The 25466-nt window shown below is 59.4% G+C and carries 19 protein-coding genes; 11 read left to right on the top strand and 8 right to left on the bottom strand.

Annotated elements, in window-relative coordinates; all coding sequences use genetic code 11:
* The first annotated feature begins 245 nt into the window (after nt 1–245).
* The 5 genes from pqqA to pqqE are packed head-to-tail and all read left to right on the top strand — an operon-like array spanning nt 246 to nt 3429.
* Complete coding sequence (gene pqqA / locus IEX57_RS21360; RefSeq protein WP_188703419.1) at nt 246–326, top strand: pyrroloquinoline quinone precursor peptide PqqA; 81 nt, start codon at nt 246–248, stop codon at nt 324–326.
* A 9-nt stretch (nt 327–335) separates the two neighbouring features.
* A complete protein-coding gene (gene pqqB, locus IEX57_RS00650; protein ID WP_188701293.1) occupies nt 336–1265 on the top strand; it encodes a pyrroloquinoline quinone biosynthesis protein PqqB in 930 nt (309 codons plus the stop codon).
* A complete protein-coding gene (gene pqqC / locus IEX57_RS00645) occupies nt 1258–2016 on the top strand; it encodes a pyrroloquinoline-quinone synthase PqqC (protein WP_229708542.1) in 759 nt (252 codons plus the stop codon). The genes pqqB and pqqC overlap by 8 nt, the downstream gene beginning before the upstream one ends.
* Nucleotides 2010–2282, top strand: coding sequence for a pyrroloquinoline quinone biosynthesis peptide chaperone PqqD (gene pqqD, locus IEX57_RS00640; RefSeq protein WP_188701291.1), 273 nt, complete (start codon nt 2010–2012; stop codon nt 2280–2282). The genes pqqC and pqqD overlap by 7 nt, the downstream gene beginning before the upstream one ends.
* Nucleotides 2275–3429: a pyrroloquinoline quinone biosynthesis protein PqqE gene (pqqE, locus tag IEX57_RS00635; RefSeq protein WP_188701289.1), complete on the top strand. Its 1155-nt coding sequence runs from the start codon at nt 2275–2277 to the stop codon at nt 3427–3429. Before pqqD ends, pqqE begins: the two co-directional genes overlap by 8 nt.
* A gap of 29 nt (nt 3430–3458) precedes the next feature.
* On the opposite strand, the gene IEX57_RS00630 is transcribed toward pqqE, so the two are convergent.
* From IEX57_RS00630 to IEX57_RS00610, 5 genes are all read right to left on the bottom strand, one after another.
* On the bottom strand, nt 3459–5699 hold the full coding sequence (locus IEX57_RS00630; RefSeq protein ID WP_188701287.1) for a TonB-dependent receptor: 2241 nt from the start codon (nt 5697–5699) through the stop codon (nt 3459–3461).
* Between the two features lie 215 nt (nt 5700–5914).
* Nucleotides 5915–6727: an energy transducer TonB gene (locus IEX57_RS00625; protein WP_188701285.1), complete on the bottom strand. Its 813-nt coding sequence runs from the start codon at nt 6725–6727 to the stop codon at nt 5915–5917.
* 272 nt (nt 6728–6999) lie between these two features.
* Nucleotides 7000–9540: a pectate lyase-like domain-containing protein gene (locus tag IEX57_RS00620; RefSeq protein WP_229708539.1), complete on the bottom strand. Its 2541-nt coding sequence runs from the start codon at nt 9538–9540 to the stop codon at nt 7000–7002.
* A gap of 1020 nt (nt 9541–10560) precedes the next feature.
* A complete protein-coding gene (locus IEX57_RS00615) occupies nt 10561–10974 on the bottom strand; it encodes a MafI2 family immunity protein (RefSeq protein ID WP_188701283.1) in 414 nt (137 codons plus the stop codon).
* 358 nt (nt 10975–11332) lie between these two features.
* Nucleotides 11333–12028, bottom strand: a complete 696-nt coding sequence (locus IEX57_RS00610; protein WP_188701281.1) for a sigma-70 family RNA polymerase sigma factor — start codon at nt 12026–12028, stop codon at nt 11333–11335.
* A gap of 153 nt (nt 12029–12181) precedes the next feature.
* Between IEX57_RS00610 and clpP the strand changes: the two genes are divergently transcribed.
* Together clpP and IEX57_RS00600 are read left to right on the top strand one after the other, a co-directional pair.
* On the top strand, nt 12182–12805 hold the full coding sequence (clpP, locus tag IEX57_RS00605; RefSeq protein ID WP_188701279.1) for an ATP-dependent Clp endopeptidase proteolytic subunit ClpP: 624 nt from the start codon (nt 12182–12184) through the stop codon (nt 12803–12805).
* A gap of 324 nt (nt 12806–13129) precedes the next feature.
* Nucleotides 13130–15106 carry an acyltransferase family protein gene (locus IEX57_RS00600; RefSeq protein WP_188701277.1) on the top strand — a complete coding sequence of 659 codons (1977 nt, stop codon included), beginning with the start codon at nt 13130–13132 and terminating at the stop codon, nt 15104–15106.
* A gap of 43 nt (nt 15107–15149) precedes the next feature.
* Here IEX57_RS00600 and IEX57_RS00595 read toward each other — a convergent pair whose 3' ends face one another.
* The gene (locus IEX57_RS00595; protein ID WP_188701274.1) at nt 15150–17033 is read right to left on the bottom strand and encodes a methyl-accepting chemotaxis protein; all 1884 of its coding nucleotides are present in this window, start codon (nt 17031–17033) and stop codon (nt 15150–15152) included.
* Between the two features lie 425 nt (nt 17034–17458).
* On the opposite strand from IEX57_RS00595, the gene IEX57_RS00590 reads away from it, so the two are divergent.
* The 3 genes from IEX57_RS00590 to IEX57_RS00580 all read left to right on the top strand — a co-directional run bounded on the left by IEX57_RS00590 (nt 17459) and on the right by IEX57_RS00580 (nt 19544).
* Nucleotides 17459–17881 carry a universal stress protein gene (locus IEX57_RS00590; RefSeq protein ID WP_188701272.1) on the top strand — a complete coding sequence of 141 codons (423 nt, stop codon included), beginning with the start codon at nt 17459–17461 and terminating at the stop codon, nt 17879–17881.
* A gap of 12 nt (nt 17882–17893) precedes the next feature.
* On the top strand, nt 17894–18319 hold the full coding sequence (locus IEX57_RS00585) for a universal stress protein (RefSeq protein WP_188701270.1): 426 nt from the start codon (nt 17894–17896) through the stop codon (nt 18317–18319).
* 199 nt (nt 18320–18518) lie between these two features.
* Complete coding sequence (locus IEX57_RS00580; protein ID WP_188701268.1) at nt 18519–19544, top strand: patatin-like phospholipase family protein; 1026 nt, start codon at nt 18519–18521, stop codon at nt 19542–19544.
* Between the two features lie 168 nt (nt 19545–19712).
* On the opposite strand, the gene katG is transcribed toward IEX57_RS00580, so the two are convergent.
* Nucleotides 19713–21884, bottom strand: coding sequence for a catalase/peroxidase HPI (gene katG / locus IEX57_RS00575; protein ID WP_188701266.1), 2172 nt, complete (start codon nt 21882–21884; stop codon nt 19713–19715).
* Between the two features lie 373 nt (nt 21885–22257).
* On the opposite strand from katG, the gene IEX57_RS00570 reads away from it, so the two are divergent.
* Entirely contained in the window at nt 22258–22866 is a 609-nt protein-coding gene (locus IEX57_RS00570) for an alpha/beta fold hydrolase (RefSeq protein WP_188701264.1), read from the top strand.
* Between the two features lie 13 nt (nt 22867–22879).
* On the opposite strand, the gene IEX57_RS00565 is transcribed toward IEX57_RS00570, so the two are convergent.
* Entirely contained in the window at nt 22880–25417 is a 2538-nt protein-coding gene (locus tag IEX57_RS00565) for a bifunctional diguanylate cyclase/phosphodiesterase (protein WP_188701262.1), read from the bottom strand.
* Between the last annotated feature and the right edge of the window lie 49 nt (nt 25418–25466).

The following is a 25466-nucleotide window of genomic DNA, read 5'->3' as shown; positions in this document are numbered from 1 at the left end:
CCCAGTTTGATTAGCGCCGCGATTTAGTCTTTGCAGATCAGCCCGCCCCTCACCTGCCGCCTGGCGACACGTGGCAAATATTTCGATACCCCGCTGATTTTCGTAAGCTATAGTCAGTTTTAGCGACCACAGCCGGATCAATTGCGGCGTTCAAGTGCTCGTAGATAAAGCAAGTCACGCTGGATTTCCGATGGATTTTAATCAGGCGATGCCATCCGGTGTCGCCGTTACCTGGAGAAAGCATCATGCGCACCTGGATCAAGCCCCAAGTTGTTGAAGTCTGCCTCGGTTGTGAAATCAATTGCTATATGAGTGCTGAAAGCTGATCTGGCCGCATGTTGCGCGTCGTCGTGCTGGGTGCTGCGGCGGGCGGAGGCTTGCCGCAATGGAATTGTGCCTGTACGGCATGCAGGGCTGCCCGCAAGGCAGGCCAGGTTGTGCCGCAGACGCAATCTTCGATTGCCGTATCAGCCGATGGCGTGCGCTGGGTGGTGGTCAACGCCTCTCCTGACCTTCGCCAGCAGTTTCTTGCGACACCGGTCTTGCATCCGGCGGGCGGGCTGCGCGGCAGCCCGTTGCAGGCCGTGTTGCTGACGAATGCCGATGTCGACCACATTGCCGGCCTGTTGTCGCTGCGCGAGAACCACGCCTTCAACCTGTATGCGACCAACCGGGTTTTGCGCGTGCTGGATAACAACCCGGTGTTCAATGTCCTGAATCGTGACTACGTCAGGCGCCTTGCGTTCGATCTGGATCAGGTCCAGCCGGTGATGGATGCCGAGGGCGGCGATACGGGTGTTCGCGTCGAGCCTTTTGTCATTCCGGGCAAGATTGCGCTGTGGCTGGAAAACCCGGCAGCCGACCACTTTGGCAGCCAGCCGGAAGACACCATCGGCCTGGCGCTGGGTACGGCCGGGTCCCGGCAGCGGTTGTTCTATTTGCCGGGCTGCGCCGCGTTGCCCGATGCGCTCAAGGCGCGGCTGGCACCCGGGGACACGCTGCTGTTTGACGGTACGACGTTCACGGATGACGAAATGATCACCAGCGGGATGGGCCACAAAACGGCGTCGCGCATGGGCCATTTGCCCATGAGTGGCACGGGTGGCGCGGTGGCGTTGTGGGCCGGCGCCCCGCTCGGCCGCAAACTGTTTATTCACATCAACAATAGCAATCCGGTCTTGCTGCCCGAGAGCCCTGAGCGTGCGTTCGTCCATGCGGCGGGTTGGGGTATTGCGTACGACGGCATGGAGTTTTGCGTTGAGTAATCCACTTTTACTGACACAAGTGCTCTCGCCACAGGGGCTGGAGCAGGCGCTGCGCGAGATTGGCGAGGCGCGTTATCACAATCGGCACCCTTTCCATCACCTGCTGCACAGTGGCGCGCTGAATCTGGGGCAGGTTCAGGCCTGGGCGCTGAATCGCTACTGCTACCAGGCGGCCATTCCGCGCAAAGACGCCGCCCTGATCAGCCGCATCACAGACCGCAACCTGCGGCGCGAATGGGTCCACCGCATTCTTGATCATGATGGCCGCGATGGCGAGGAAGGCGGCATTGATCGCTGGCTGGTACTGACCGAGAGCCTGGGCCTGAAATCCGACTATGTCACTTCGCAACGTGGCGCACTGCCTGCGACCGTGTTCGCGGTGGAGGCCTATGTCGATTTCGTGGCCAGACATCCACCGGTGATTGCCGTGGCTTCTTGTCTGACCGAGTTGTTTGCGCCGGATATTCATCGGGAGCGCATTTCCGGCATGCTGGAGAACTACCCGTTCATCAATGAATCGGTGCTGGTTTATTTCCGGCGCCGCCTGGGCCAGGCACCGCGCGATGCCGAATTTGCGCTGGACTACGTCAAGCGCCACGCCCACACGCTGGCAGAACAGCAAGGCGTGCTGGATGCCCTTGTCTTCAAATGCAATGTGCTGTGGGCGCAGCTTGATGCGCTCTACGCGGCCTACGTGTCGCCCGGGATGATCCCACCCGGCGCTTTTGATCCCGGACAAGCGCCATGCTGACCCTAGAAAGCCGGGTACGGCTCGCCCCGGGCACCCGATTGCAGCAAGACACCGTGCGCCAGCGCTGGGTCTTGCAGGGGCCGGAACGCTTGCTGGTCCTGGATGAGATTGCGCAGCTGATTATCGAGCGGAGCGACAACCAGACCGTCGGCGCGTTGTGCGCGGCGCTGGCCAGCGAATTCGATGCGCCGCTGCAGACGATCCAGGCTGACGTGCTGTCGCTGTTGACCAGCATGAATGAGAAGGGATTCCTGCGTTATGAATGATCCTGCCATCGACCCGCCGCTGGCCATCTTGCTGGAGCTGACTCATCGCTGCCCGCTGCGCTGTGCGTATTGCTCCAACCCGCTGGCATTGACGCCCCGCTCACAAGAACTGTCGACGGCCGAGTGGTGCGCCGTGCTGGATCAGGCCGCGGATCTTGGCGTGCTGCAGATTCATTTCTCTGGCGGCGAACCCATGGCCCGGGAAGACCTGCCGGCGCTGGTATCGCACGCCAGCAGCGTCGGGCTGTACAGCAACCTGATTACCTCCGGCGTGTTACTGGACGATGCCAGACTGGGCGCGCTGGTCGACGCCGGCCTGAGCCATGTACAACTGAGTTTCCAGGGGCTGGATGACGTGGTTGCTGATGCGCTGTCCGGCTTCAAGGGCGGCGCGGCCAGAAAATGCGAGGCGCTGGCGCGGGTGCAAGCGGCCGGTCTGGCGCTGACGCTCAATTTTGTCGTGACCCGCCAGAACGCCGGGCAACTGGAGGCCATGTTGCAGTATGCCGAGGCGCAAGGCATTGCACGCGTCGAGGTTGCCAACACGCAATACTACGGCTGGGCGCTGCAAAATCGCGCTGCCCTGATGCCCACTGAGACGCAACTTGAGCAAATGGGCCATCTGGTCGACACCTGGCGTGAGCGTACCAAGGGCCGCATGGTCATCGACTATGTCATGCCCGACTACTATGGTCGCCGGCCGAAAGCCTGCATGGGCGGATGGGCCAGGCGCTTTCTCAATGTCATGCCGGACGGCACGATTGTGCCTTGCCACGCCGCGCAGACGCTCAAGCATCTTGAGTTTCCGCGTTTTCCTGCAAGCACGCTGGCGTCAGCCTGGTTCGAGTCCCCTGCTTTTTCTGCCTATCGCGGCACGGACTGGATGCCTGAACCCTGCCGAAGTTGCGAAGCGAAAGAACGTGACTGGGGCGGATGCCGCTGCCAGGCGCTGGCGCTGGCGGGCAACGCGGCCACGCTTGACCCGGTGTGCGAGTTCTCTCCGAAGCATCAAGAGATGGTCATGCTGGCCCGGCGCGAATCACAATCGGGCGAGGTAAAGCTGCAGTTGCGTCACCTTTCCTTTGCCAAAACCGCAAGCCCGGACGCGGATGCGGCATTGCTGCAGCAATCCGGCGGGCCCGGCTGACGGCCCGCCCTGCATATCATCCAGATCGATTACAGCGCAAAGTTATAGTTCATCCCCAGCCACACCCCGCGCGGCGCGCCAAAACCACGAAATTGCTCATTCACGGCATTGGCACCGTCAAAGCTGTTGCCAGGGCCGGTGAAGGCATTGGCGCCCAGCACCCCGAAATTGGCGTATTGCCGGTTGAACACGTTATCAACCAGCAGATAGATATCCAGCGCGCGCGTCGGGCGGTAGTGCATATCCAGGTTAAACACCGCGTAGCCTGGCACGGTGCCGTGAACGTCCTGGTTGTTTTCATCGCCACGCGCAAAGACATCGCTGCGGAAAATACCTGAAGCCGCTACTTCCCAATGCGTTGCAAAGTGATAGTCCGCGCCAAGCTTGAGCGTATGCCGCGGAATGCCCGGGATATGGTCGCCCGAGCTGACCTGAATGGCGCCGTTGGCATCGGCACTGGAGTTGCTCGGGCTGCTTTCGCTGAAGCTGCCAAGATACGTGGCGTCGATATAACTGTACGCCGCGTTGAAAGTGAACGGCCCCAGCGTGGTCGCACCGGCCAGTTCCAGACCTTGCCGCCGCGTCTTGCCAATGTTCTGGAAGAAGCCCGAGTTGATCGCCGTGCCGCCGCTGCTGACAAAGCCGATATCGTTATCCAGATCTGTGCGGTAAAGCGCGATGCTCCAGCTGGTATTGCTGCCATAGTCACCACGGGCGCCGGCCTCGTAGGTGTGCGACACAATCATTTTCAGGTCCGGGTCGGCCAGAAAATCATTGGGCAGCGAGCACGGCATATCCGGGTCTGCGCAGGCCAGTTCGATCGCCGTCGGCGCCCGCATGCCCTCGCTGTAGGTCGCGTACAGGGTGGATTTATCCGCCGGGGCGTAATTGATACCCACGGCCGGGTTGAACCGTGAATAGCTGTGACTGCCGTTCAGCAAGGGCTGGCTGCCGGATTGATCGGTAATTTCAATATCGGCGTAGTTGAAGCGGCCAGAGGCCGTCAGCGTCCAGCGCGGGGCAAAGTCGTACGAATCAGAAACAAACAGCCCTTCATAGCGATTGCGGGTCAGCGCATTGGTGACCTCTGAGTAGTCGTCAAGGGCGATCGTGCCGCGATCCGCAGTGAAGGTGGCATCTTGCGAGAACTGGGTAAAGGGCGCGCGCCCGATGTCTGCACTGCCCCCGACCACCAGTTGATTGGGCCGCCCGGCCAGGTGCCCTTTGGCCGAGAGCTGCAGCGCGGCGCCATAGCTTTCCTGGTCGATCTGCGACTGGGTGTTGTTGGCCGGAATGCTATTGGCCAGCCCGGTGTCCGGATCAATCTCGCCGAAATCGTTGTTGACGTTGCTGCTGACATTTTCGTTTTTGTACTTACGGTAATACATGTTGCCGGACAGCGTCAGCGTATCGTTGATGAACTGGCTGCCTTCCAGATTGAAGAAACTCAGCCGGTTGGTGTTGGTGTCTGGCCAGGTATAGGCCTGGTGGATATCGTTGCTGAACGAAAGCGGAATGGTTTGCGTGCCGCTGAGGGTGTTGTCGGCCAGGTTGGTGATCAGATGCAGCGACGTGGTTTCGCCGCTCCAGCCAAACTTGCCAAAAAACTGGCGCACCCGGCTGGCGTTGTGATCTGCCCAGCCATCCTCGTTAGAGGCATTGGCCGCCACGAAATAATCCAGCGTATCGTTGCTGCCCCCCAGTTGCAGCTGCACCGTTTTACGGCCGAACGAGCCGCCGGAGACATCAATCTGCCCGCCGGGGTTGTGCACGCCATCCTTGGTATTCACCACAAGCGCACCGCCCAGCGTGTTCAGCCCGAAAACCGGGTTAGAACCGGGCATGAGCTGGATACTGGCAATGGCGCCCGGGGGAATCAGATCCCAATTGACGATATCCCCGAACGGCTCGTTGATGCGGACGCCATCCATGAAGACCGACAGCCCTTGCGGGGTGCCCAGCACCGGCGAGGCCGTGAAGCCGCGGAAACTGATATCGGCCTGATACGGGTTGCCCTGCGCCTGGCTGATATTGACCCCGTTGGCGTTCTGCTCAAGAAAGTCAGCGATATTGGTCTGCCCTTCGCGGGCGACGTCATCACCAGAAAAAACCTGGACATTGGCCGGTATCTTGTCAGCTGGAACGCCGCTGCCGGGTAGTGGCGTCGTGCCAACCACCTGTACCGGTGCCAGCACCGGCGTGGTATCGGTCACCGCATCAGCGGCCAGAGCCAGTGGGGAAATGCCCATTGCCACAAAGGCAAGCGACATGAAATAGACAGTCTGTTCAAGCGGGAAAGCAGAGTGCTGGTTGGGCACGGTGAAAACCCTATGCAATGGTGGACTGGTGGGTTGGCTACGGCGCCCTCACGCCGCGGGTTATGGATTAGGTGTAGCAGCCGGCGCGGCCATGAGCACAGAAAATTTGCAGCCACCCGCGCGCCATGATGGCCAGGAAAAAGGCAAACCAGGTTGGGGCTGCCAGCTTACTGGCCCAGTTTGAAGTCGATCGGCACGCTGACCCAGCTATCAATGGCGGTATTGCCGCGCTTTGCCGGTACAAACGCCCATTCCTGCACCGCGCGACGGGCCGCGTCGTCCAGTAGTTTGTGGCCGCAGGATTGCTGCAACTCAACTTGATCCGCCCGCCCGCTCGCCAGGACATGCACTTTAAGCAGCACGCGCCCCACCCAACCGCGCGCCTGCGCGAAATCCGGATAAACCGGCGGCGGATTGTGCAGATACCCCGCGTCCGCACGCGCTTCGCTGACTGGTTCATCCGCTGCCACTGGCGGCGCCGGTGCGGATACCGCAACGGCGGGTTCGGGCGCGGCGACCGGCTGGGGTACGGATACGGCCGGCGCCGCTGCGGGGCTTGCCACCGGCTGCGGCTGCGCCGCCTGGCTATGCGGGGTTGGCAAATGCGGGTTGGGCGAGATCCTGGGCGCCCTGGCCGGTACGGGGATCGCTGCGGCTGCCGTTGGCTCGGCTTGCTGGTGTTGCGGTGGCTGCGCAGATGGCGCTGGCGTCGGCCGGGTGGGCGGTTGCAGCGGTGGCAGGATAATCTGCAGCGTGAACGGTTCGGCCAGGATTGGGACCTCGTGGTGGCTCAGCGCTGGCCCCAGTACCGTAAAAGCCAGGCCATGGATCAGCCCGGATGCCAGCAGTGCAAGCAGCAGGCCGCGCACATGCGCCGGGGAGTCCGGCAGATTGCGGGCCCCCCTCGCAGCCAGCGCGACGGCGCCAGCGGCCTGCGGCACAGGCCAGTGCTGCGGTTCAGGGTCTGCCCTGCTCTGCATGTTTGTTATCTCCCAGGCCAAACCTTGTTGTGTCGGGGATCGCGTCAGTTTGTCTTGCTGCAACCAGGCCACGATGCAAATCCGGCTGTCACGTGCCGGATTCCGGCCCTCAGCAAGAGACGTGTAATGAAGTATAGAGCGTCCTGCGCACGCCTCTGGCCAGGCGGCTGCGCAAAACAAAACCCCGCACCTTGCGATGCGGGGTTTCTCATCAGCCTGCGGCCGACATGGTTGTGGGCCGGGGGAAGCCCCCGGTTTCACCCAGTGCCGGATCAGGGATAGTTCTGCACGTTCTGCGGTTGGGTCGACGTGCCCTGCGCGGTAGAACCTACGTTGTTGACCACGTGCGTGATGGTGCCCACGCCGCCCAGCGATACGGTGAACACATCATGCAGCGATACACCGGACACATTGGGCACTTCAAAACTGTGGTTTTCATTCACCGCAGGGTTCACGTTGAAGTAGCAGTAGCTGCCCAGACCGTAGCCCGTATGGGATGTCACATTGCTGGCCACGTAATAGGCCGGGTAGCCATTATTGGTCGATGTGCTCATCCATGAGGCCTGGTCAGGTACGTCGTACGGCAGTTCGTTCTGGAAGAAGATCGTCTCGCCGCCCTGGCCGTTCCACACCACGTTGTACTTCTGGTAGTGCTCAACAAACAAGCCGGTCGCCAGCACGTTATTGCCGTTCACAATCACGCCCGTGTCGGCCGTGTTCACCGTCCACCCGGTGGGCGATACGCCATGGTCGGCGCGCCATGCCCAGATGTGATCGATGATCACGTTGTTGCTGTTCACCGTCAGGCTATTGGTGGCCTTGCCTGCCACAGCGCCACCGATACGGAAGTACACGTCCTGGATCGAGGTCGGATCAGAAGCATGCGATGCCGATGAACCAGCCGCACCCACGGTCAGCAACGATGCGCTGTTCACCGTGCCGGCATCAAACAGCAGGCCGGCAATGCGCACGCCGTTGACGTCATCCACCTGCATGGCGTTCACGCCGTTGTTGGGCACCAGCGTGGGGAAGCCAATACCCAGCACCACGGTGTCAGCCCGGGTGATATGGATCGGCGCCGACAACTGATACGTACCTGGCGTAAAGAACAGGTTCAGACCCTGGGCCAGCGCCGCGTTGATGGTGGCCGCGGTGTCTGTCGGCATCGCTACATAGAACTGGCTCATCGGAATGGCTGTGCCCGCCGTGGAACCGCTCACCCAGCTTGCGCCCGATGCATTGGTACGCAAGGACGGCACGAACACCAGGTACTTGCCCGAGGACGAATCGAAATACAGATAAGGCTTGTCGCGGGAGACCGGCGTGGTAGCCAGCGTGGTGTACGGATTGGCAGAGCCATACACCGCCGGGAACGACTGGGCCGGTGCGCCTGCTACGCCAGAGAACACCATGTTCCACACGCCGTTTTGCCAACCACCGATATTGCTGTCACGGGTGTACCACTGCTGTTGCGAACCCGAGGTGATCTGGCCATCAACCTTGCTGTCGGCAATATAGCCACCGCTGGCATAGCCCTGGCCATCACCCTGGTTGGAAGGCCCGAGCGTGAGGTTACCCACGATGTGGATACGACGCATCGGCGCCGCTTGCGAAACCGCCCAGCGATCGGTACCGCCATCCGGCACGATCGCCATGTTTTCTGCCGAGCGCCAGAAGTTCTGCGTGGCATTGGACGTATCGCCGTAGTTCCAGCCGCTATCGACATTCACATTGCCGGTCAGCGTCACATCGTCCGGATGCTGGCCCAAGCCCATGACCGACATGTAAAAACCCAGGTTGGCGTAAACGCCGCTATACGTGCCCGGCTTGAACAGGAAGGCATAACGTTGCGAGCCAAACTGCGCATTGGGGTTGTTCACTTGCGGGCTGAAGGCATTGTTCAGCGCAGTCTGGATCGTGCCGATAGGCGTGCTGGTGTCAAAAATCTGCACATTGGGGCCGAAGTTCGGCGTGTCAGACGTCGGTGACGGTGCCGGCGTGGGTGTCGGGGCCGGGGTTGGCGCAGGTGTCGGCGTGGGCGCCGGAGTAGGCGCCGGAGTAGGCGCTGGCGTCGGTGCCGGTGTGGGGGCCGGCGTCGGTGTTGGCGTCGCGCCAGAGCCGGTATAGGTGAACGTCTGCTGCGGGGTATCCGCGGCGGAGCCATCGGCCTGGCCGATGGTGAACGAATACACGATCGTGGCATTCGCCGGCACGCCGGTGATCTGGTACGTGTTGTTGGTGCCGCTATTGGTCATGCGCACATTAAGCTGACCACCGCCATTGACCGTGTAATGGATATCCGCCCAGGTCCCGCCATTGGCATAAAACGCGACCACACCGCCGCTCAACTGCGTTGCACCATAGCTTGCGGACGGTGTCGGCGCAGGCGTTGGGGCCGGTGTCGGGGCTGGCGTGGGCGCAGGCGTCGGCGCGGGTGTGGGGGCCGGTGTCGGCGCAGGCGTCGGCGTCGGAGTAGCGGCCGCGCCGGTATAGGTAAAGCTGGACGTTGCCGTATCCGTGGCAGACCCATCGCTGGCGCCAATCGTGAACGAATACGTCACCACCGCGCCATTGGGAATCCCGGTCACGGTGTAGGTGTTGTTGGTGCCGCTATTGGTCATGCGCACATTCAACTGGCCACCACCGGCAACGGTGTAGTGGATATCCACCCAGGCCGCGCCGTTCACATAGAACTGCACCTGGCCGCCGGCAAGCTGTGTGTAGCCCGTGGTCGCCGCCGCATGCGCTGCGGGAGAAATCGCCACCAGACCCACAGTCACCAACGGCGCCGGAATGGCCGTGATGGTTGCCATTGCCAATGCCAGCAAGCGCTGCCGGCCGGTTAAATACTGGTTGTTGCCATGCATTTTTATTGTCTCTCCAGTTCAGGTCGTACTTCCATGAAATCGTGTTCATGGTTGTTTGAACCGGAAACTGACACAAGTAAATGCATTACCCTACGGCAAGCGTTCGCCAGCACACAAATTGACTGACAATGCGGAATACAGCCGTAACTGGTTAAACTTAACTACACGTGTACAGCCGACGAACGTTCAATTTCAGTGCATCAATGGCGGCGATATGCACCACGCTGGAAAAATAAAAATACAACCAGGATTCAACATGTTAGGCGTTGTTTTTTCGTTGCACCGCAGCAGGCCGGTTTGAGGAACCCAGGTTTGAAATCGCTTTCATGGCTGTAGTACCAAGTGAGACACAAACATAGGGCAGGCGCGGCTTGAGAGGTCTTGATTGCGGGAATGGCGGAGGTCTGCGGGGCTCGGGCGGGATAGTTGTAAGCAATAGGTATGGTCGACAGGTTTCGTGTTCGACCGGATCACCGAAGGACAAGTCGTCAATGACTGACCATCATCGACGACGCGACGCGGGCATCCATTGCCATCGTCACTGAGAGCGCCATCGCGGGCGAGCCACTCAGCCGGAATGTGGACTGGCTGCGCAAAACATGAGGGCTGACCCAATGATCCGGAATGACAATGGCAAGGAATTCTGCGGTCGGGCCATACCGACCCGAGCTCATCAGCGTGGTGTGCAGCAATGCCAGATATAACCCGGCAAACCGAACCAGAATGCCTTTATCAAATCACTTCATGGGCGATACCGAGAAGAATGATTGGATGAACGAGGTTGCCCTGTACTCGCACCGATTGAAACATGGCAACCGAAATACAACGAGGAAAGACCCAAGACGTAGCTGGCTGGCCTGACGCCGTCCGCATGCCAGGCAACTGGCAACAAACCCGGTTCAATTAACCCCGGACTCCAAGGCTGTGTGCTACTGAAACCGGGGGGCATCGCCGGCTGCAAATTATTTACTCTTTTCTCAGATAAACCAATAAATCGTCGCCAATTTCCATTACTTCTGGAAAATCCACTCTTTGCACCAACGTATCAACATGAAAGCTTTCATCAAAATCAGCGATCACTTCTGTTTCCACGATCGAAGCATTTTCTCTACTATCATCGTCAATCACTCCATGAAAGTAGAAACCCAATCTGATTTTTCCGACTTCAATATGACCTGTTATAGCCCTTATATTTGGTGTGATGTTGCCAAGTAAAGCTCGCTGTAGCGACAATCTCAAACACCGACTCATTTCCAATGATTCCATAGGCACCTGACTTTTCAAGGTTTTGTCGGGACGATATGCGTGGCCCGTGCACAGGTGCACAATGTCCAGCAGGCCATGACAGGTTAACACCCCGCTAAATACCAGCAAAATCAAGGTTGGTAGTCTTCAAACTCCCAGAAGAAATACCTTGATAGAACCAGCGCTGTTTCCTCCCGCGTCATTAAAAATTGATGCGCCTCAATACGACATATCAATAAATACGATAGCCACTCCTAGGAGTGGTGCCAGGGCGTGACGATGGTGATAAGCAAGCCACCCCACGGTGAGAAGACTCGCAAGCAAGCTCTTGCTTACCCGGCGCGCTTACACTGGTAGCTAGTAGCAAAGACATGAAAAAGCCACCGCCTGGGCGGTGGCTTTTTCATTGCACATCATTTAACCCACGGCCAATGACACCGACCGCGCGGCTTCTTGCGCAAAGGCCTGCGCTGTTGCAAAACCACGCCCTGCCCTACGCGGCCATCAGCACGCCATAGCCACCATCGTTGGCACAGGCCCGCATCCCAGGCTGAGGTTGCGTCCCGGCATGCAAGGCGACTGGTTCGCCCAGCAAGGTGAGTAGCGCCGGCACGTCCAGGCTGGTCAGCGCGCGCTGAAAGCGCTGGATGTGTTCTGCGCCTGGTTGCTCATGGGCAGGTAGCGCGGTGTCGTTATCTGCCTGCCGCAAACGGCGGCGGGCGCGCGCCAGGTGCTGGCGGGTGTTCACGGGTTTGGTCCCCAGCACTTGGGCGATGTCAGCGTGTTCACACTCGAAGACTTCATGCAGCACCAGCGTCAGTCGTTCTGCCGGGGTCAGCCGGGCCAGCAAATGCGCCAGCGCCTCGCCCAGTTCGGCACGGCGCAGCAGGTCATGTTCTGGCGCCGCGACCGATGCCGCCGGTGTCAGATCCAGCGCGGCGTGCGCGGCCAGGGTGTCGCGCGTGCGCTTGCGCAGGCGGTCTATGGACTGGTGCCGGACCACGGTGGTGAGCCAGGCCACCGGCGTATTGAGCGCAGCCCGTTCGGCGTTTTGCCAGCGCAGAAAACAGTCTTGCACGATCTCTTCGGCTTCGGCCTCGCTGCCCACAACGCGTCGGCTGATGGCAATCAGGCGCGGGCGCAGGCGCTCAAAGAGGGCGCCATCGGTATCGGTAATCTGCTGCGGCATGGCTTTCTCCACGGGTAGAGGGGTTGTCACATGACGTCTGCCAGCGTACGGACGTGACAGCGCCGGTTTATTTTTTTTGTACGGTCACGCGGCCTCCGGTTCCGGGCGTCAAGCGGGCGGGAGATCTTCCCGGCAGCCTACACAAGGACCATCATGGCTTCTTATTTTCCCCGCGGACTAGGCCTTGTGCCCACCGTCATTGAACAAACCGGCGGCGGTGAACGCGCCTACGACATTTTCTCCCGCTTGCTAAAAGAGCGGGTCATTTTCCTGGTAGGTGAAGTCACCGAGCAATCGGCCAATCTGGTTGTCGCGCAGCTACTGTTTCTGGAATCAGAAAACCCCGACAAGGACATTTCACTGTATATCAATTCGCCGGGCGGTTCGGTGTATGCGGGCATGGCCGTGTACGACACCATGCAGTTCATCAAGCCCGACGTGTCCACGTTGTGTACCGGCATGGCGGCCAGTATGGGTTCGTTCTTGCTGGCCGCAGGGGCGATCGGCAAGCGCTACGCCTTGCCCAATGCCCGGCTGATGCTGCATCAGCCCTCTGGCGGCGCCCAGGGCGTGGCGGCCGATATTGAAATCCAGGCGCGTGAAGTGCTGTATTTGCGTCATCGGCTTAACAGTATTTATGCCGAGCGCACCGGGCGCACGGTTGAACAGATCGAGAAAGACCTGGACCGCGACCATTACATGTCTGCCGCAGAAGGCGCGCAATACGGCCTGATTGATCATGTGCTGGTCGCGCGCGAGGCGCATTACGGCCGGTAACCAGGGATGCAGCCCGCCACGCCGGGCGGGCTGCCTCTACCTGGAAACGCGCAGCGATGGGTCAAACCCTGCTTTGGGTGTGAACCCACATTTTCCGGCCAGCAAACGGTATGGCAAAAGCCAGAAAATTTTCCAATACTGCACAGGATGTGCGGTTGCAGCATGACTTGTATGGTCAGCCCCAAGGTGCCCACCGGGCACCTTGATGGAGTGCGGCCACCAACCAGCGCAATCCGTCATTGAATTTGTTTTCCGGCGGGCTTCTGGCGCCGGCAACAATCGTGTTGATTACCTTGAACAGGCATTCCACCGGAGCATTTCAACATGAAATACAGGCGGGATATAGATGGACTGAGAGCACTTGCCGTCGTTCCCGTCATTTTTTTCCATGCGGGCTTTCAGTTTTTCAATGGCGGGTTTATAGGCGTAGATATCTTTTTTGTCATCAGCGGCTACCTGATTACCAGCATCATTATTGCTGAACTGGATACCGGAAGTTTTTCCATTATCAAATTTTACGAGCGCCGGGCCAGACGTATTCTACCGGCCTTGTTCCTGGTGCTTCTTACGTGTTTTCCATTTGCGTGGCTATGGTTACTGCCATCAGACATGAACCGGTTTTCCCAAAGCCTGATTGCGGTATGCACTTTCTCATCCAACTTCTTTTTTGCATTCAAGGGCGGATATTTTGACCCGTCTGCAGAATTGAACCCGCTGCTTCATACCTGGAGTCTGGCGGTGGAAGAACAGTTTTATGTTTTCTTTCCCGTTTTGTTGCTGCTTATGTGGCGCTTCGGGAAACGTACCGTGCTGATTTTTCTCGGTTTCATCTTTCTGGCAAGCCTGACGCTGGCAGAGGTTTATTATCCAAGAAATCCGATAGCGACCTTCTATCTGCTACCTGGGCGCAGCTGGGAGTTAATGATCGGCTCATTTACCGCCTTTTATCTGGCTCGCGCCAGGGCAAGTGATTCTGCAACCCGGCTGCATCACATGGCCAGCCTCCTCGGGTTACTGCTCATTTTGTTTGCCGTGTTCTTTTACAATGCCAGCATCCCGTTTCCCAGTTTGTATACCCTTGTGCCAACGGTTGGAGCGGCGCTGATTATCTTGTTCTCAAGGCCGGAAACGCTGGTCGGCCGCCTTCTGGGAAGCCCGGTAATGGTCGGCATCGGGCTGATCAGTTATAGCGCTTATCTCTGGCATCAGCCCTTGTTTGCCTTTACCCGTATCATTTTCCTGGATCGCCCCAGTACGGCACTGATGCTGATCCTCACCCTGGTTTCTTTCATGCTGGCTTACCTTGCATGGAAATTTGTAGAGACGCCGTTCAGAAACCGCCAGAAATTCGAGCGCAAGACTATTTTTATCAATAGTGCAGCCTTCAGTTTGATTGTCGTTGTACTGGGGGTTTCCGGCATCACCAGCAATGGCTTTGAAAATCGCCTGCCGTACAACAGCAGGGATCTGGTTGTATTCGGGAAAACAGTCAAATTTGCTGCCATTCATAGCACGGACAAAAGCTGCCAGAATCTATTGGGCTTGTCTGAAATACCCGAAGAAGTCTGTGTTACCAATTCACAGCATCCAAAAATTCTTTTTGCCGGTGACAGCCATGCCATGGCACTTTATTCATCCATATACGGAAAAGAATTTAATCTTGATTCGTTATTGATATCCGGATATTCCTGTCCACTTTACCCTAACCTGAGCTATATTCCAGCTTTTAAAAACTCTTATGGCAACACGTGCCCGGCCATTGCCAATGAAGTGATCAAGGCGGCAAAACAGTTTGATTCAATCAAGGAGATCATCCTTGTCAATTACCGGCCGGATACCCCGGACTCACGCTATGCTTACTATCAGGATGGAAAAGGAATTTCTGAACAGAAAGCCTTTGAAATCGGCAATGATTACATGATCGACCGCCTGCTTGAAACAGGAAAGAAAGTCGTCTATTTCATTGATGTTCCGCACTTGAAGAATGACCCCAGGCTGTGCCTTCAAAAACTGCCGTTTTCTTTCCGGCCCGCTACTGATCCTGGATATCCCAGAGCGTGCTCAATCAGCAAAGAAGAAAACGACGAAGCACGGAAAACCTATCTGGCCGAAGTCTCTGCCATCAAGAAAAATCATCCGCAAATCCTGATATTTGATCCCGCATCTTTCTTTTGCAAAGAACGTGATTGCAATTTCAAAGATGGCGACAGATCACTATATAACGACACGCATCACGTCAGTGTGCTTGGATCGATCGGTATTCTCGATACCATGAAGTCCGATGCATTGATTGGTCTTTAACCAGCGATCGGGGCACAGCCCGGCGGGCTGTGCCCCGCCCCGTTCAGATCCGGAACTTGCTGAACAACTGCCGCAGGAAAGTTGCCAGCTCGTTCAGGTGCCGCACGCTGTCTGTCGCGCGCTGCAAAGAGGCATCGGTTTGCTGCATGCGGGCGGTGATGTCTTCCGCGCTTTGCGCCATGGCCGTGGTGGCCTGTTGCTGCTCTTTGGTAGACAGCGCAATCTCGCCCATCTTGCGCATGACGCCATCCATGTTTTCGCGGATGGTGCCGATGTTGCTGGAGGCCTCTTCCGACAGCGTCACCCCACGCTGCACCACATTGTGCGTGCGTTGCATGCTGCCAACGGCGGCGTCGGTTTCGGCGCGGATGGCGTCGATCATGCCAGTGATTTCCAGCGTGGCCGATCCGGTACGTTCAGCCAGTTTGCGCACTTCGTCGGCCACCACGGCAAAGCCGCGCCCTTGCTCGCCGGCGCGGGCGGCTTCAATGGCCGCGTTCAGCGCCAGCAGGTTGGTCTGGTCGGCAATTTCCTTGATCACCTGGATGATGCTGCTGATTTCCTGCGAGCGCCGGCTCAGGGTGTCAAGAAGGTTGGCCAGCGATTCGACTTCCTGCGACGATCTGCCCACTTCGTGCGCAACTTGCTGCACGGTGGCGGCAGAATCGCCCGACAGTTTGCCGGTGCTCTTGACCAGTTCGTCGGCGTCGGTGGCGTTGTCGGCAATATGAGAAATGCTGACGGTGATTTCTTCAATGGTTGCTGCGTTGGTCGCCGCCAGGTCTGACAGGCGCTGCGAGTCGTTGGCCAGGTCACGCAAGACGCTGTTGATGCCTTCCACCCCGGTGGTCAGGCTGTCGCTTTGTTTCTGGATATCGCTGAACATGGCGCGCAACTGCTCGGTAAAGCGGTTGAAGGCCTCTGCCGTCTGGGCAATTTCGTCGTTGCCGGTGATGTCGATCTTGCGCGTCAAATCGCCACCACCCTGGGCGATTTCCTGCATGGCCGCGCGCACGCGGATCAGGCCCGACAACATATTGCCGATCAGCAAGCTGGCCAGCGGCACCACCACCACCAGCACCAACACCAGCGCACCAATGCACAGGCCCAGCATCTGGTTCAGTGGCGCCAGCGCGGCCGATTTGTCGATCACCAGCGCCAGGTACAGATCAGATTGCTCAATCGGCTCCAGGAAAAAGAATTTCTCCTGCCCGCCGATATTGGCCTCGTGCAGTTGCCCGTCGGCAATCGTGCCCAGCTGATCGCCGGGCAGGTCTTTAGAGACATCAGACACCGATTTGAGCACCAGTGAGGCATCGCTGTGCGCTAGCACCTTGCCGTCTTTGCCCACCAGAAACGCGTAGCCGTCGCCGGTCAGCTTGATGTTGAGCACGTCCTTGACGAGGGCCGAGAGGTACACGTCGCCCGCCACCACGCCTTTGAGTTGCTTGTCCGCACCTTTGACCGGTGCGGCAAAAGAAAGGGTCAGTTGTTTGGTCGAGGCATCAATATAGGGCGCGGTGAGAATCAGCTTGTCGTCGCTGACCGCCTGCTTGTACCAGGGGCGGCTGGTGGGGTCGTAGCCGGCCGGTAAATCCAGGTTATGGCCCTGGATCATCTGTTTGCTGGTGGTGCCAAAATAGACTGAATCAAATGTGGAACTCTTTTCAGCCTGCGTCAGAATTGGCGTGGCGTCCGTGGTGGCGGCGCCGATCATCTCGCCCACGCCACCAATGACCCGGCGCTTGTCGGCAATCCAGTTGCGCAGCACCACGTTATAGCCAACGGCGACACCCCGGATTTCGTTGTTCAGGCCGGCCAGAATTTCCGTGCGCATCTTGTAATACGCCGCGCCAGCCAGTAACGAGGTGATCACTACGGTCAGGATCACCATGAAAACAATCAGTCTTGAACGCAAAGAACGCATACCGATACCCCCTCTCCTTCAAACCTTGTTTGTGTATTGCCTGTTTGAATTGAGCTATATGAAGAACGCGTTTGCTGCCTGGTAAATGCCGGCCCTCTCTGACAGTTTATTGCCTGTTTTGCATAGTGCCTGAACACGGGTTTGATTTGCGCCTGACAGGCGTCGAACGGTATGCGCCCGTGCAAACCTGTTGCACCCGCGTCAGCGCCAGAGCGGCAGCACGCTGGCACACTCCGTCCGGCCTCCCATTTTGAATTAATTCAGACAAATACTATTTACATTCAAAAAGATAGTCTTGGGTGCTACCGTGTAGCCATCGGCTATCGCACGCCCCGGATCAATGTCCTGACACGCTTTTCACACTGCTGACCCACTTCGCTCCGCGGCCTGCCGTAGTCCTCCTTTTCTGTATCACGGAGGTACTTATGACTACCCTGTTGATCCCCGTCGACGGCTCGCCGCATTCCTTGCGGGCGATCGAACGCGCGCTGGCCTTCAAGCAACAAGACCAATGGACCGATCTGGTCATCCTGAGCGTGGCCCCGCTCTTGCTGGGCCGCACACGTGGCTTCTTTACCACCGCGCAACTTAACCTCTTGTACGAGCGGCAAACCCAGGAAATGCAGCGTGAAGCCAAGGCCATGCTGGACAAAGCCGGCCAGCCCTTTAACGCCATGGTCGTGCCGGGCAATACGGTCGACACCATCCTGAACGTGGCCGCTGATGTTGGCGCGGCGCAAATCTATATGGGCACGCGGGGGCATGGCGCGGCGGCATCGCTGTTGCTGGGTTCTGTCGCCAACCGCGTGGCGTCGCTCTCAGACGTGCCGGTCACGCTCGTCAACTAAGCGGAGGTGAATATGTCGACAATTCTTGTACCCGTTGATGGCTCCGCCGCAGCCATGCATGCAGTCGAATTTGCGGCAAAACTGGCGCAGAACGACCCATCGCTGAAACTGCATTTGCTCAATGTGCAATCACCCAATCTGTATGGATCGCTGATTGAAGGCATTGGCAGCACAGTACCGTTGCACCAGATTCTGCGTGAACAAGGCGAAACCGTGCTGGAGCCTTATGTCAAAGCGCTGGAAGGCCGCACTATTGCATTTGATGCCCAGGTTAAAAACGGCCGCCCTGCCGAAGTGATATGCAATTACGCCCGCGATCACAATTCATTGCGAATCGTAATGGGTACTGGCGGCACGGCGACCAGCAATTATCTGTTTGGTTCTGTGGCATATGCCGTTGTTGCTGCATCCCCTGCCCCGGTCACGTTGATTCGTTAAACCTGACTGACTTGTGGCCGGCCGCCCAGGCCGGCCATTGTACTTTTCTGTAACCCGCAGCCAGATTCAGCAATTCAAACGCATTCTGGCCTGAACCTGTCTTTTTCATGCGGTAGCCTCGTACCGCATGCCAGCCGTGCCTTGAGCTTGCCGGTCTGTTATGCCAGAATTTGTGCAGTGCAGCAAAAGCGAGGCGAACATGTTCGGGCGCAGTCATGGCAAGCCGTTGTTGAATCTGGCCCTGCAAGGTGGCGGTGCCCACGGTGCGTTCACCTGGGGTGTGCTGGATGCCTTGCTGGAAGCGGGTATTTACCGCTTTGAGGGCATCAGCGGCACCAGCGCCGGGGCGATGAATGCGGTGGCCGTGGCGCATGGTTTGTGTCTGGGCGGGCCGGATGAAGCGCGGGCGACGCTGGCGGCGTTCTGGGGCCGGGTGGCCGATACCCTGCCGCGCGAAATGACCCAGCCCATGGGCACGGATGTGCAAGCGCCGCCGGGCTTGCAGATGGTGTTTCATCTGACACGCTGGTTTTCTCCCTATCAGCTCAACCCGCTTGATTACAACCCGCTGCGCAAGATCATTGAGTCTTTGTTCGACTTCGATCGCATCCGCCGTGCGGCGCCGGTCAAACTGTTTGTGGCCGCGACCAATGCCAACACCGGGCATCTGAAGCTGTTCCAGAACGAAGAATTATCGGCCGATGCGCTATTGGCGTCGGCCTGTCTGCCGTCCATGCAGCAAGCGGTCAAAATTGGCGGCGAAGCGTATTGGGACGGTGGCTACGCGGCCAATCCGGCCGTGTTTCCCTTGTTCAAGTTTTGCCAAAGTGACGACATCTTGCTGGTGCTGCTCTCGCCCATGATCCATGGCGAAACCCCGCGCACGGCCAGTGAAATCCAGCGCCGCGCCATGCTGCTGGGTTTTAACAGCGCGTTTTTGCGGGAAATGCGTCTGTTTGCGCTGTTGCAGGATATGGCCGATGACGCCGGGTTGATTCACGGCCAGCTGGAGCGACAGTTACGCGCCATGCGTTTTCACGCAATCCAGGCAGACCCGTCGCTGGCGGAGCTGGATCACTCCAGCCAGGCGACGACGCACGGCCCGTTTCTGACCTGGCTGCGTGATGAAGGCCGCGCTGCGGCATTGCGCTGGCTGCAATTGCACGGGCAGCAGGTGGGCCGGCACGCGACGCTGGATCTCAAGCCGCTCTTTCTCAGAAACTGAACCGTGCGGCGCGTTGTGCGCGGCAGACGCTGCGTGTGCGGCCACGCCTCAAGCAAGCGCACACCAAGGCGCTCTTCCAGCAAGTGGTGGTGACTGTGTGAAGCGCCGTAAAACAAAACGGCCGGTGCAGGACCGGCCGTTTTGATTCACTGCGTGATGCTGGTTTGCTTACTTGAGCTTGAGGTCAAAGCGATCCAGGTTCATCACCTTGTCCCAGGCTTTGACAAAGTCGGTGACGAACTTCTGGCCGCCATCAGCGCTGCCGTAGACTTCGGCCAGGGCCCGCAGTTGCGAGTTGGAACCAAAGACCAGATCGGCGCGCGTGCCGGTCCATTTGACCTCGCCCGTGGTGCGGTCGGTGCCTTCGTACACGGTTTTGGCCTCGGATGTGGCTTTCCAGGCGGTTCCCATATCCAGCAGGTTGACGAAGAAGTCGTTGGTCAGCGCGCCTGGGCGGCTGGTGAATACGCCGTGCCGGGTGTTGCCTACATTGGTTTCCAGCACCCGCAGGCCGCCCACCAGCACGGTCAGTTCCGGTGCGCTCAGCGTCAACAGGCGGGCCTTGTCGATCAGCAAGGTTTCTGCCGGCATCTTGAACTCGCCACTGAGGTAGTTGCGGAAACCATCCGCCACCGGTTCCATGACGGCAAACGACGCCACGTCGGTCTGCGCCTGGCTGGCATCGGTCCGGCCGGGGGTAAACGGCACGGTGACCGGGTGACCACCCTTTTTGGCCGCCTCTTCAACGCCTGCGCCACCCGCCAGCACAATCAGATCAGCCAGCGAAACCTGCTTGCCACCCTTGTTGAAATCGGCCTGAATGCCTTCGAGCGTGCTCAGCACTTTGGCCAGTTGCTCTGGCTGGTTTACCACCCAGTCTTTCTGCGGCGCGAGGCGGATACGTGCGCCGTTGGCGCCACCGCGCTTGTCGGTGCCGCGGAAACTGGAGGCCGCCGCCCAGGCGGTCGAGACCAGTTGCGACACCGTCAAGCCAGAGGCCAGCACTTTGGCCTTGAGCGCGGCGACGTCGTTGCTGTCGATCAGCGGGTGAGTTGCGGCCGGCACCGGGTCTTGCCAGATCAGTTCTTCCCTGGGTACTTCCGGGCCCAGGTAACGGGCACGCGGGCCCATATCGCGGTGGGTCAGCTTGAACCAGGCGCGGGCAAAGGCATCGGCAAACTGATCCGGGTTTTCGTAGAAACGGCGGGCGATTTTCTCGTAGGCCGGGTCAAAGCGCAGCGCCAGATCGGTGGTCAGCATGGACGGTGCGCGACGCTTGTGCGGGTCGTGCGGATCAGGAATGGAATTGGCCCCCGCCCCGCCCTTCGGTTGCCATTGATGCGCACCGGCCGGGCTCTTGGTCAGTTCCCACTCGTAGCCGAACAGGTTCCAGAAAAAGTTGCTGCTCCATTTGGTCGGCGTGCTGGTCCAGATCACTTCCAGACCGCTGGTAATGGCGTCGCCACCCACGCCGGTGCCATACGTGCTGCTCCAGCCCAGGCCCTGTTCGGCCAGGTCAGCGCCTTCCGGCTCAACCCCGACATGGGAGGCCGGGCCGGCGCCGTGCGTTTTGCCAAAGGTGTGGCCGCCCGCGATCAGCGCGACAGTTTCTTCGTCATCCATGGCCATGCGGGCAAAGGTTTCGCGGATATCGCGCGCGGCGGCAAGCGGGTCCGGATTGCCGTTCGGGCCTTCCGGGTTCACGTAGATGAGGCCCATCTGCACGGCGCCCAGCGGGTTTTCCAGATCACGTTCGCCGCTATAGCGTTTGTCATCCAGCCAGACTTTCTCGCTGCCCCAGTAAATGTCTTCGTCCGGTTCCCATACATCTTCACGGCCGCCGCCAAAACCAAAGGTCTTGAAGCCCATGGTTTCCAGCGCCACGTTGCCGGTGAGGATGATCAGATCGGCCCAGGAAATCTTGTTGCCGTATTTTTGCTTGACCGGCCAGATCAGGCGGCGGGCCTTGTCCAGGCTGACGTTATCGGGCCAGCTGTTGAGCGGCGCAAAACGTTGCTGGCCAGAACCACCACCACCGCGGCCATCGCTCACGCGATAGGTGCCCGCGCTGTGCCAGGCCATGCGGATAAACAGCGGCCCGTAATGACCCCAGTCGGCCGGCCACCACGCTTGCGATCTGGTCATCACTTCAGCCAGATCACGCTTGACCGCGGCCAGATCAAGGCTGTTGAAGGCTTCGGCGTAGTTGAAATCCGCGCCCAGCGGATCGGACACCGGCGAGTGCTGGTGCAGCAGATTCACGTTCAGCTGATTGGGCCACCAGTCACGGTTGGACGTACCAGCGCTGTGGTTAAAAGGGCATTTCGATTCAGTCGACATCTGTTTTCACCTCAATCGTTTTGGCTTCAAGCACCCGGCCCGCGGTGGGTTACCGGAGATGGCTACACCAGACTAGGTTTTCTTAAGTGGAGATGGAAATAGATTAATTTGATTGTCAGAAAATAAAAAAACTAACGGCCCCGGCAACGGCCAGCGTCACCCGGTGTTTTTGGCAATCAAATCAAGCATTAGCAGAACAGCCCCCGTGGCGGGACCATCTGTTTCAGTGTCCCGGAAGGCCAGCAGCGATGCGCCACCCTTTTGATCTATAGCAGACTAATCTGAGTGGTACCCCCGACCTGGCGTGGTGCAGCGCGGCCTCATCGGCGGGTGTTATGCTCAATGCGTCCGTTCATCGCCCATACATACATTCATGCCCGATAAAATCCTGTTTCTGCCTGGCGCCTCTGGCAATACCCGCTTCTGGCAGCCGGTCATGCAGCACCTGCAGCACCCGGCGCGGCAAGTGCATCTGGGCTGGCCCGGTTTTGGTGATTCGCCCGCGCGCGCCGATGTGAACGGGTTTGATGATCTGGTGCGCATGGTCAGCGCAGAACTGGATGGCCCGACGGCGCTGGTGGCGCAGTCCATGGGTGGCGTGGTGGCGGTGCTGGCCGCATTGCAAAACCCGGGCCGCGTGACGCATCTGGTCCTGGCGGCGACCTCGGGCGGGGTGGATATGGCCAGGCTGGGCGCGACCGACTGGCGTGAGGCGTTCGCGCGCAATAATCCGCAACTGCCGGGCTGGTTTGGCAGCTGGCAGCAAGACCTGAGCGCCGCGCTGCGCACGCTGGATATCCCCACGCTCTTACTGTGGGGCGATGCGGATCCGATCAGCCCGGTGGCAGTGGGCGAGTATTTGCAGCGCTTGTTACCGCAGGCAACGCGCCACGTCTTTGCGGGCGGGGATCACGGTTTTGCCGAGGTCATGGGGGCACAGATTGCGCCGCTCATAGACCGCCATCTGGCGCCGGGCCGCTGAGGCAGTCTGGCCGTTACAGCGTGCGCCAGTTCAACTCGTTCAGTGGCACCGGCCGGCCAAACCAGTAGCCCTGGGCGTGGCTGCAGCCCATCTCCCGCAGGCGGAGGGCCTGGTCTTCGGTTTCAACGCCTTCGGCCACTGCGGTCACGCCAAAACCGCGCGCCATATGCAAGATGGCCGCCACCACTGCGGTGTCTTGTGATGACACGCAGATGGTATCGACAAAACTCTTGTCAATCTTCAGGCAATCAAACGGCAAGGTGCCCAGGTAAGAGAGCGACGAATACCCCGTGCCGAAGTCGTCAATCGCGATCTTCACGCCCAGACTGCGGATCTCCCGCAGCCGCTCTACCGTGTGCCCGCCGCGCTCGATCAGCACGGATTCGGTCAGTTCCAGCGTCAGGTAGTGCGGCGGCAAGCCGCTTTCCTGCAAGGCCTGGCGCAAGGTATGGATAAAGTCGGACTGGATCAGTTGCCGTGCCGAGACATTCACATGCAGTTCAAAATGCGGCGGCAGCCGGTCAATCAGGGCGGCAATATCCCGCGTGGCGGTGCGCAACACCCAGTCGCCCAGCGCCAGGATCAGGTCAGAGTTTTCCGCAATCGGAATAAACATGGCCGGCGGCACCAGCCCGCGCGTCGGGCTTTGCCAGCGCACCAGCGCTTCTACCCCGCTGATCTGGCCATCAGTCATGGCAATCACCGGCTGGTAATGCACCAGGAACTGGTCGTGATCCAGCGCCTGCCGCAAATCACTGGTCAGGCGGGAGAGGTCCCGCAGGCGTTCGAGCATATCCGGCTCGAACACCACAGAGGACATCCGCGCGCGGCGTTTGGCTTCGCCCATGGCCACGCTGGCGTTGCGCAGCCACTCTGGCAGGACATCAGAAGACAACATGCCTTCGACCACGCCGACCGAGGCGCTGACCATGATTTCGTCATCGCCCGACACAAAGGGCGAGGCAAACAGCGCCAGCACCTGCGCCCCGGTTTCGTCTGCCGCTTGCGTCGGGTCGACGCAGATCACGGCGAACTCGTCGCCGCCGATCCGCGCCAGCAAGGCCAGACACGGCAAATGGTTGCGCAGGCGTTCGGCCACCGCCTGCAGCAAGCGGCTGCTGGTGTCGTAGCCCAGGTTATCGTTGATGGTGCGAAAACCATCCAGCCCGATCAGGCACAAGATGGCCGGGCGTTGTTCCGGCCAGTTCACTTCTTCCAGCAAGCCCTGGCGGGTCAGCAACTGGGTCAGGCCATCCAGCCGCAACTGGTCGCGCATGGTATTGAAGGCCAGATCAACCTGGCGGGCCATGGTGTTGAAGGCTTTGACCAGCGTGGCGGTTTCGCGGATCGGGCTGCGCGTGTTGATCTTGGTCAGCCAGTCCCCTTGCGCCAGCCGGTTGGCCGCCTGGGCGGTGCGATGAATGGGGCGCGTGACCCAGCCGATCACCCACAGACAGAGCAACAGGCCGGTAATGGCCAGCGCCGCCAGCAACAGGGCTGCCCGGTGCGTGCTGGCGCGGATATCGCCCACCAGATCAGAATCGGGCACTAGCGTGACAATGCGCCAGTGCAGGCCGCGTTTGTCAAAAAACGGTGTGACGCGGCCGCTGTAGGCTCTGCCGTCCACGGTGTCATGAAAACTGACCGACTGATCCTGCGGCGTTTTCGAAACCCACGCCGCCGCAGCGCGCAGCACCGGGTCTTCGCTTTGCGCCAGGCTCAGCCGCTCGCCCCGGGCAATGCCGGCATGGCCATCAGACAACACCGGGCTGTTGCCGGAGTGCGCAATCAGCACGCCCTGCCCGTCGGTAATGGCCACAGAGCCGGAACCGCGCAAGGTTTCGTCACGCAAAAAGCGGTTCAGGTCGCTCAGTTTGACATCGGCATCGACCACGCCCAGCAGCTGGCCGTTCTCCCGCACGGGCGAGGCGGCGCTGATGGTGACTTCTGCGTATTCATCGTAATTGGCGTAGATATCAGACCAGCCCGCCTGGCCGGTTCTGGCAAATGGCGCGTACCAGGGGCGGGTGCGCGGGTCGTAACCGGCAAAGCTGGCTGCAGCCGCGCCCGGCGCGTTCTCTTTGTAGATGACCAGCTTGCCCTGGGTAGAGCCATCCAGCAGCATCAGGTTGTAGTGGTTGTCTTTGCGGCGCACGCCGGCAAACTCGCCCTGGGCGCTGCCAAAAGACATGACGCTGATCTGGGGCTGGTCCTGATAAAGGTCGTGAAACGTGCCGACAATATGCCGGTACACCGGCTCCATATTGCCCGGCGTAGCCAGCCGGTAACGCACAATGGCGTCGCCCAGCGCCTGTTGCGCGGCAAACGGGACTTCCAGGAAATTGGCGAGCCGGTTGTTGGTGGTCACCGTCAGCGCGTCCAGCAGGCGAATGCTGGTGGTGTCGATCAGGCGGGTTGAATTGTCATGCTGTGTGACCTCCTGGAAACCCACAGAGGCAATCAGGATCAACGCAACCGGCAGGGCAATAGCAGCCCGCAGTGGAATCGAAAAGCGGCCTGGCTTGGTGCCAGATCGATCAGGTTGGCGCATAGCCGCTACCGGACTCCGGAGTTGACGAGTGTTTTGGTCTCATCATTGA

Origin of the sequence: Silvimonas iriomotensis (assembly GCF_014645535.1) — a bacterium.
GTDB lineage: Bacteria > Pseudomonadota > Gammaproteobacteria > Burkholderiales > Chitinibacteraceae > Silvimonas > Silvimonas iriomotensis.
The sequence above is the reverse complement of the archived record's forward strand: the minus strand, read 5'-3'. Positions and strand labels throughout refer to the sequence as shown.

Bases quoted from the DNA above. Each gene is read 5' to 3' on its own strand.
- pqqA (WP_188703419.1), top strand. From the start codon at position 246: ATGCGCACCTGGATCAAGCCCCAAGTTGTTGAAGTCTGCCTCGGTTGT.
- pqqB (WP_188701293.1), top strand. From the start codon at position 336: ATGTTGCGCGTCGTCGTGCTGGGTGCTGCGGCGGGCGGAGGCTTGCCG.
- pqqD (WP_188701291.1), top strand. From the start codon at position 2,010: ATGCTGACCCTAGAAAGCCGGGTACGGCTCGCCCCGGGCACCCGATTG.
- pqqE (WP_188701289.1), top strand. From the start codon at position 2,275: ATGAATGATCCTGCCATCGACCCGCCGCTGGCCATCTTGCTGGAGCTG.
- IEX57_RS00630 (WP_188701287.1), bottom strand. From the start codon at position 5,699: ATGTCGCTTGCCTTTGTGGCAATGGGCATTTCCCCACTGGCTCTGGCC.
- IEX57_RS00625 (WP_188701285.1), bottom strand. From the start codon at position 6,727: ATGCAGAGCAGGGCAGACCCTGAACCGCAGCACTGGCCTGTGCCGCAG.
- IEX57_RS00620 (WP_229708539.1), bottom strand. From the start codon at position 9,540: ATGGCAACCATCACGGCCATTCCGGCGCCGTTGGTGACTGTGGGTCTG.
- IEX57_RS00610 (WP_188701281.1), bottom strand. From the start codon at position 12,028: ATGCCGCAGCAGATTACCGATACCGATGGCGCCCTCTTTGAGCGCCTG.
- clpP (WP_188701279.1), top strand. From the start codon at position 12,182: ATGGCTTCTTATTTTCCCCGCGGACTAGGCCTTGTGCCCACCGTCATT.
- IEX57_RS00600 (WP_188701277.1), top strand. From the start codon at position 13,130: ATGAAATACAGGCGGGATATAGATGGACTGAGAGCACTTGCCGTCGTT.
- IEX57_RS00595 (WP_188701274.1), bottom strand. From the start codon at position 17,033: ATGCGTTCTTTGCGTTCAAGACTGATTGTTTTCATGGTGATCCTGACC.
- IEX57_RS00590 (WP_188701272.1), top strand. From the start codon at position 17,459: ATGACTACCCTGTTGATCCCCGTCGACGGCTCGCCGCATTCCTTGCGG.
- IEX57_RS00585 (WP_188701270.1), top strand. From the start codon at position 17,894: ATGTCGACAATTCTTGTACCCGTTGATGGCTCCGCCGCAGCCATGCAT.
- IEX57_RS00580 (WP_188701268.1), top strand. From the start codon at position 18,519: ATGTTCGGGCGCAGTCATGGCAAGCCGTTGTTGAATCTGGCCCTGCAA.
- katG (WP_188701266.1), bottom strand. From the start codon at position 21,884: ATGTCGACTGAATCGAAATGCCCTTTTAACCACAGCGCTGGTACGTCC.
- IEX57_RS00570 (WP_188701264.1), top strand. From the start codon at position 22,258: ATGCCCGATAAAATCCTGTTTCTGCCTGGCGCCTCTGGCAATACCCGC.
- IEX57_RS00565 (WP_188701262.1), bottom strand. From the start codon at position 25,417: ATGCGCCAACCTGATCGATCTGGCACCAAGCCAGGCCGCTTTTCGATT.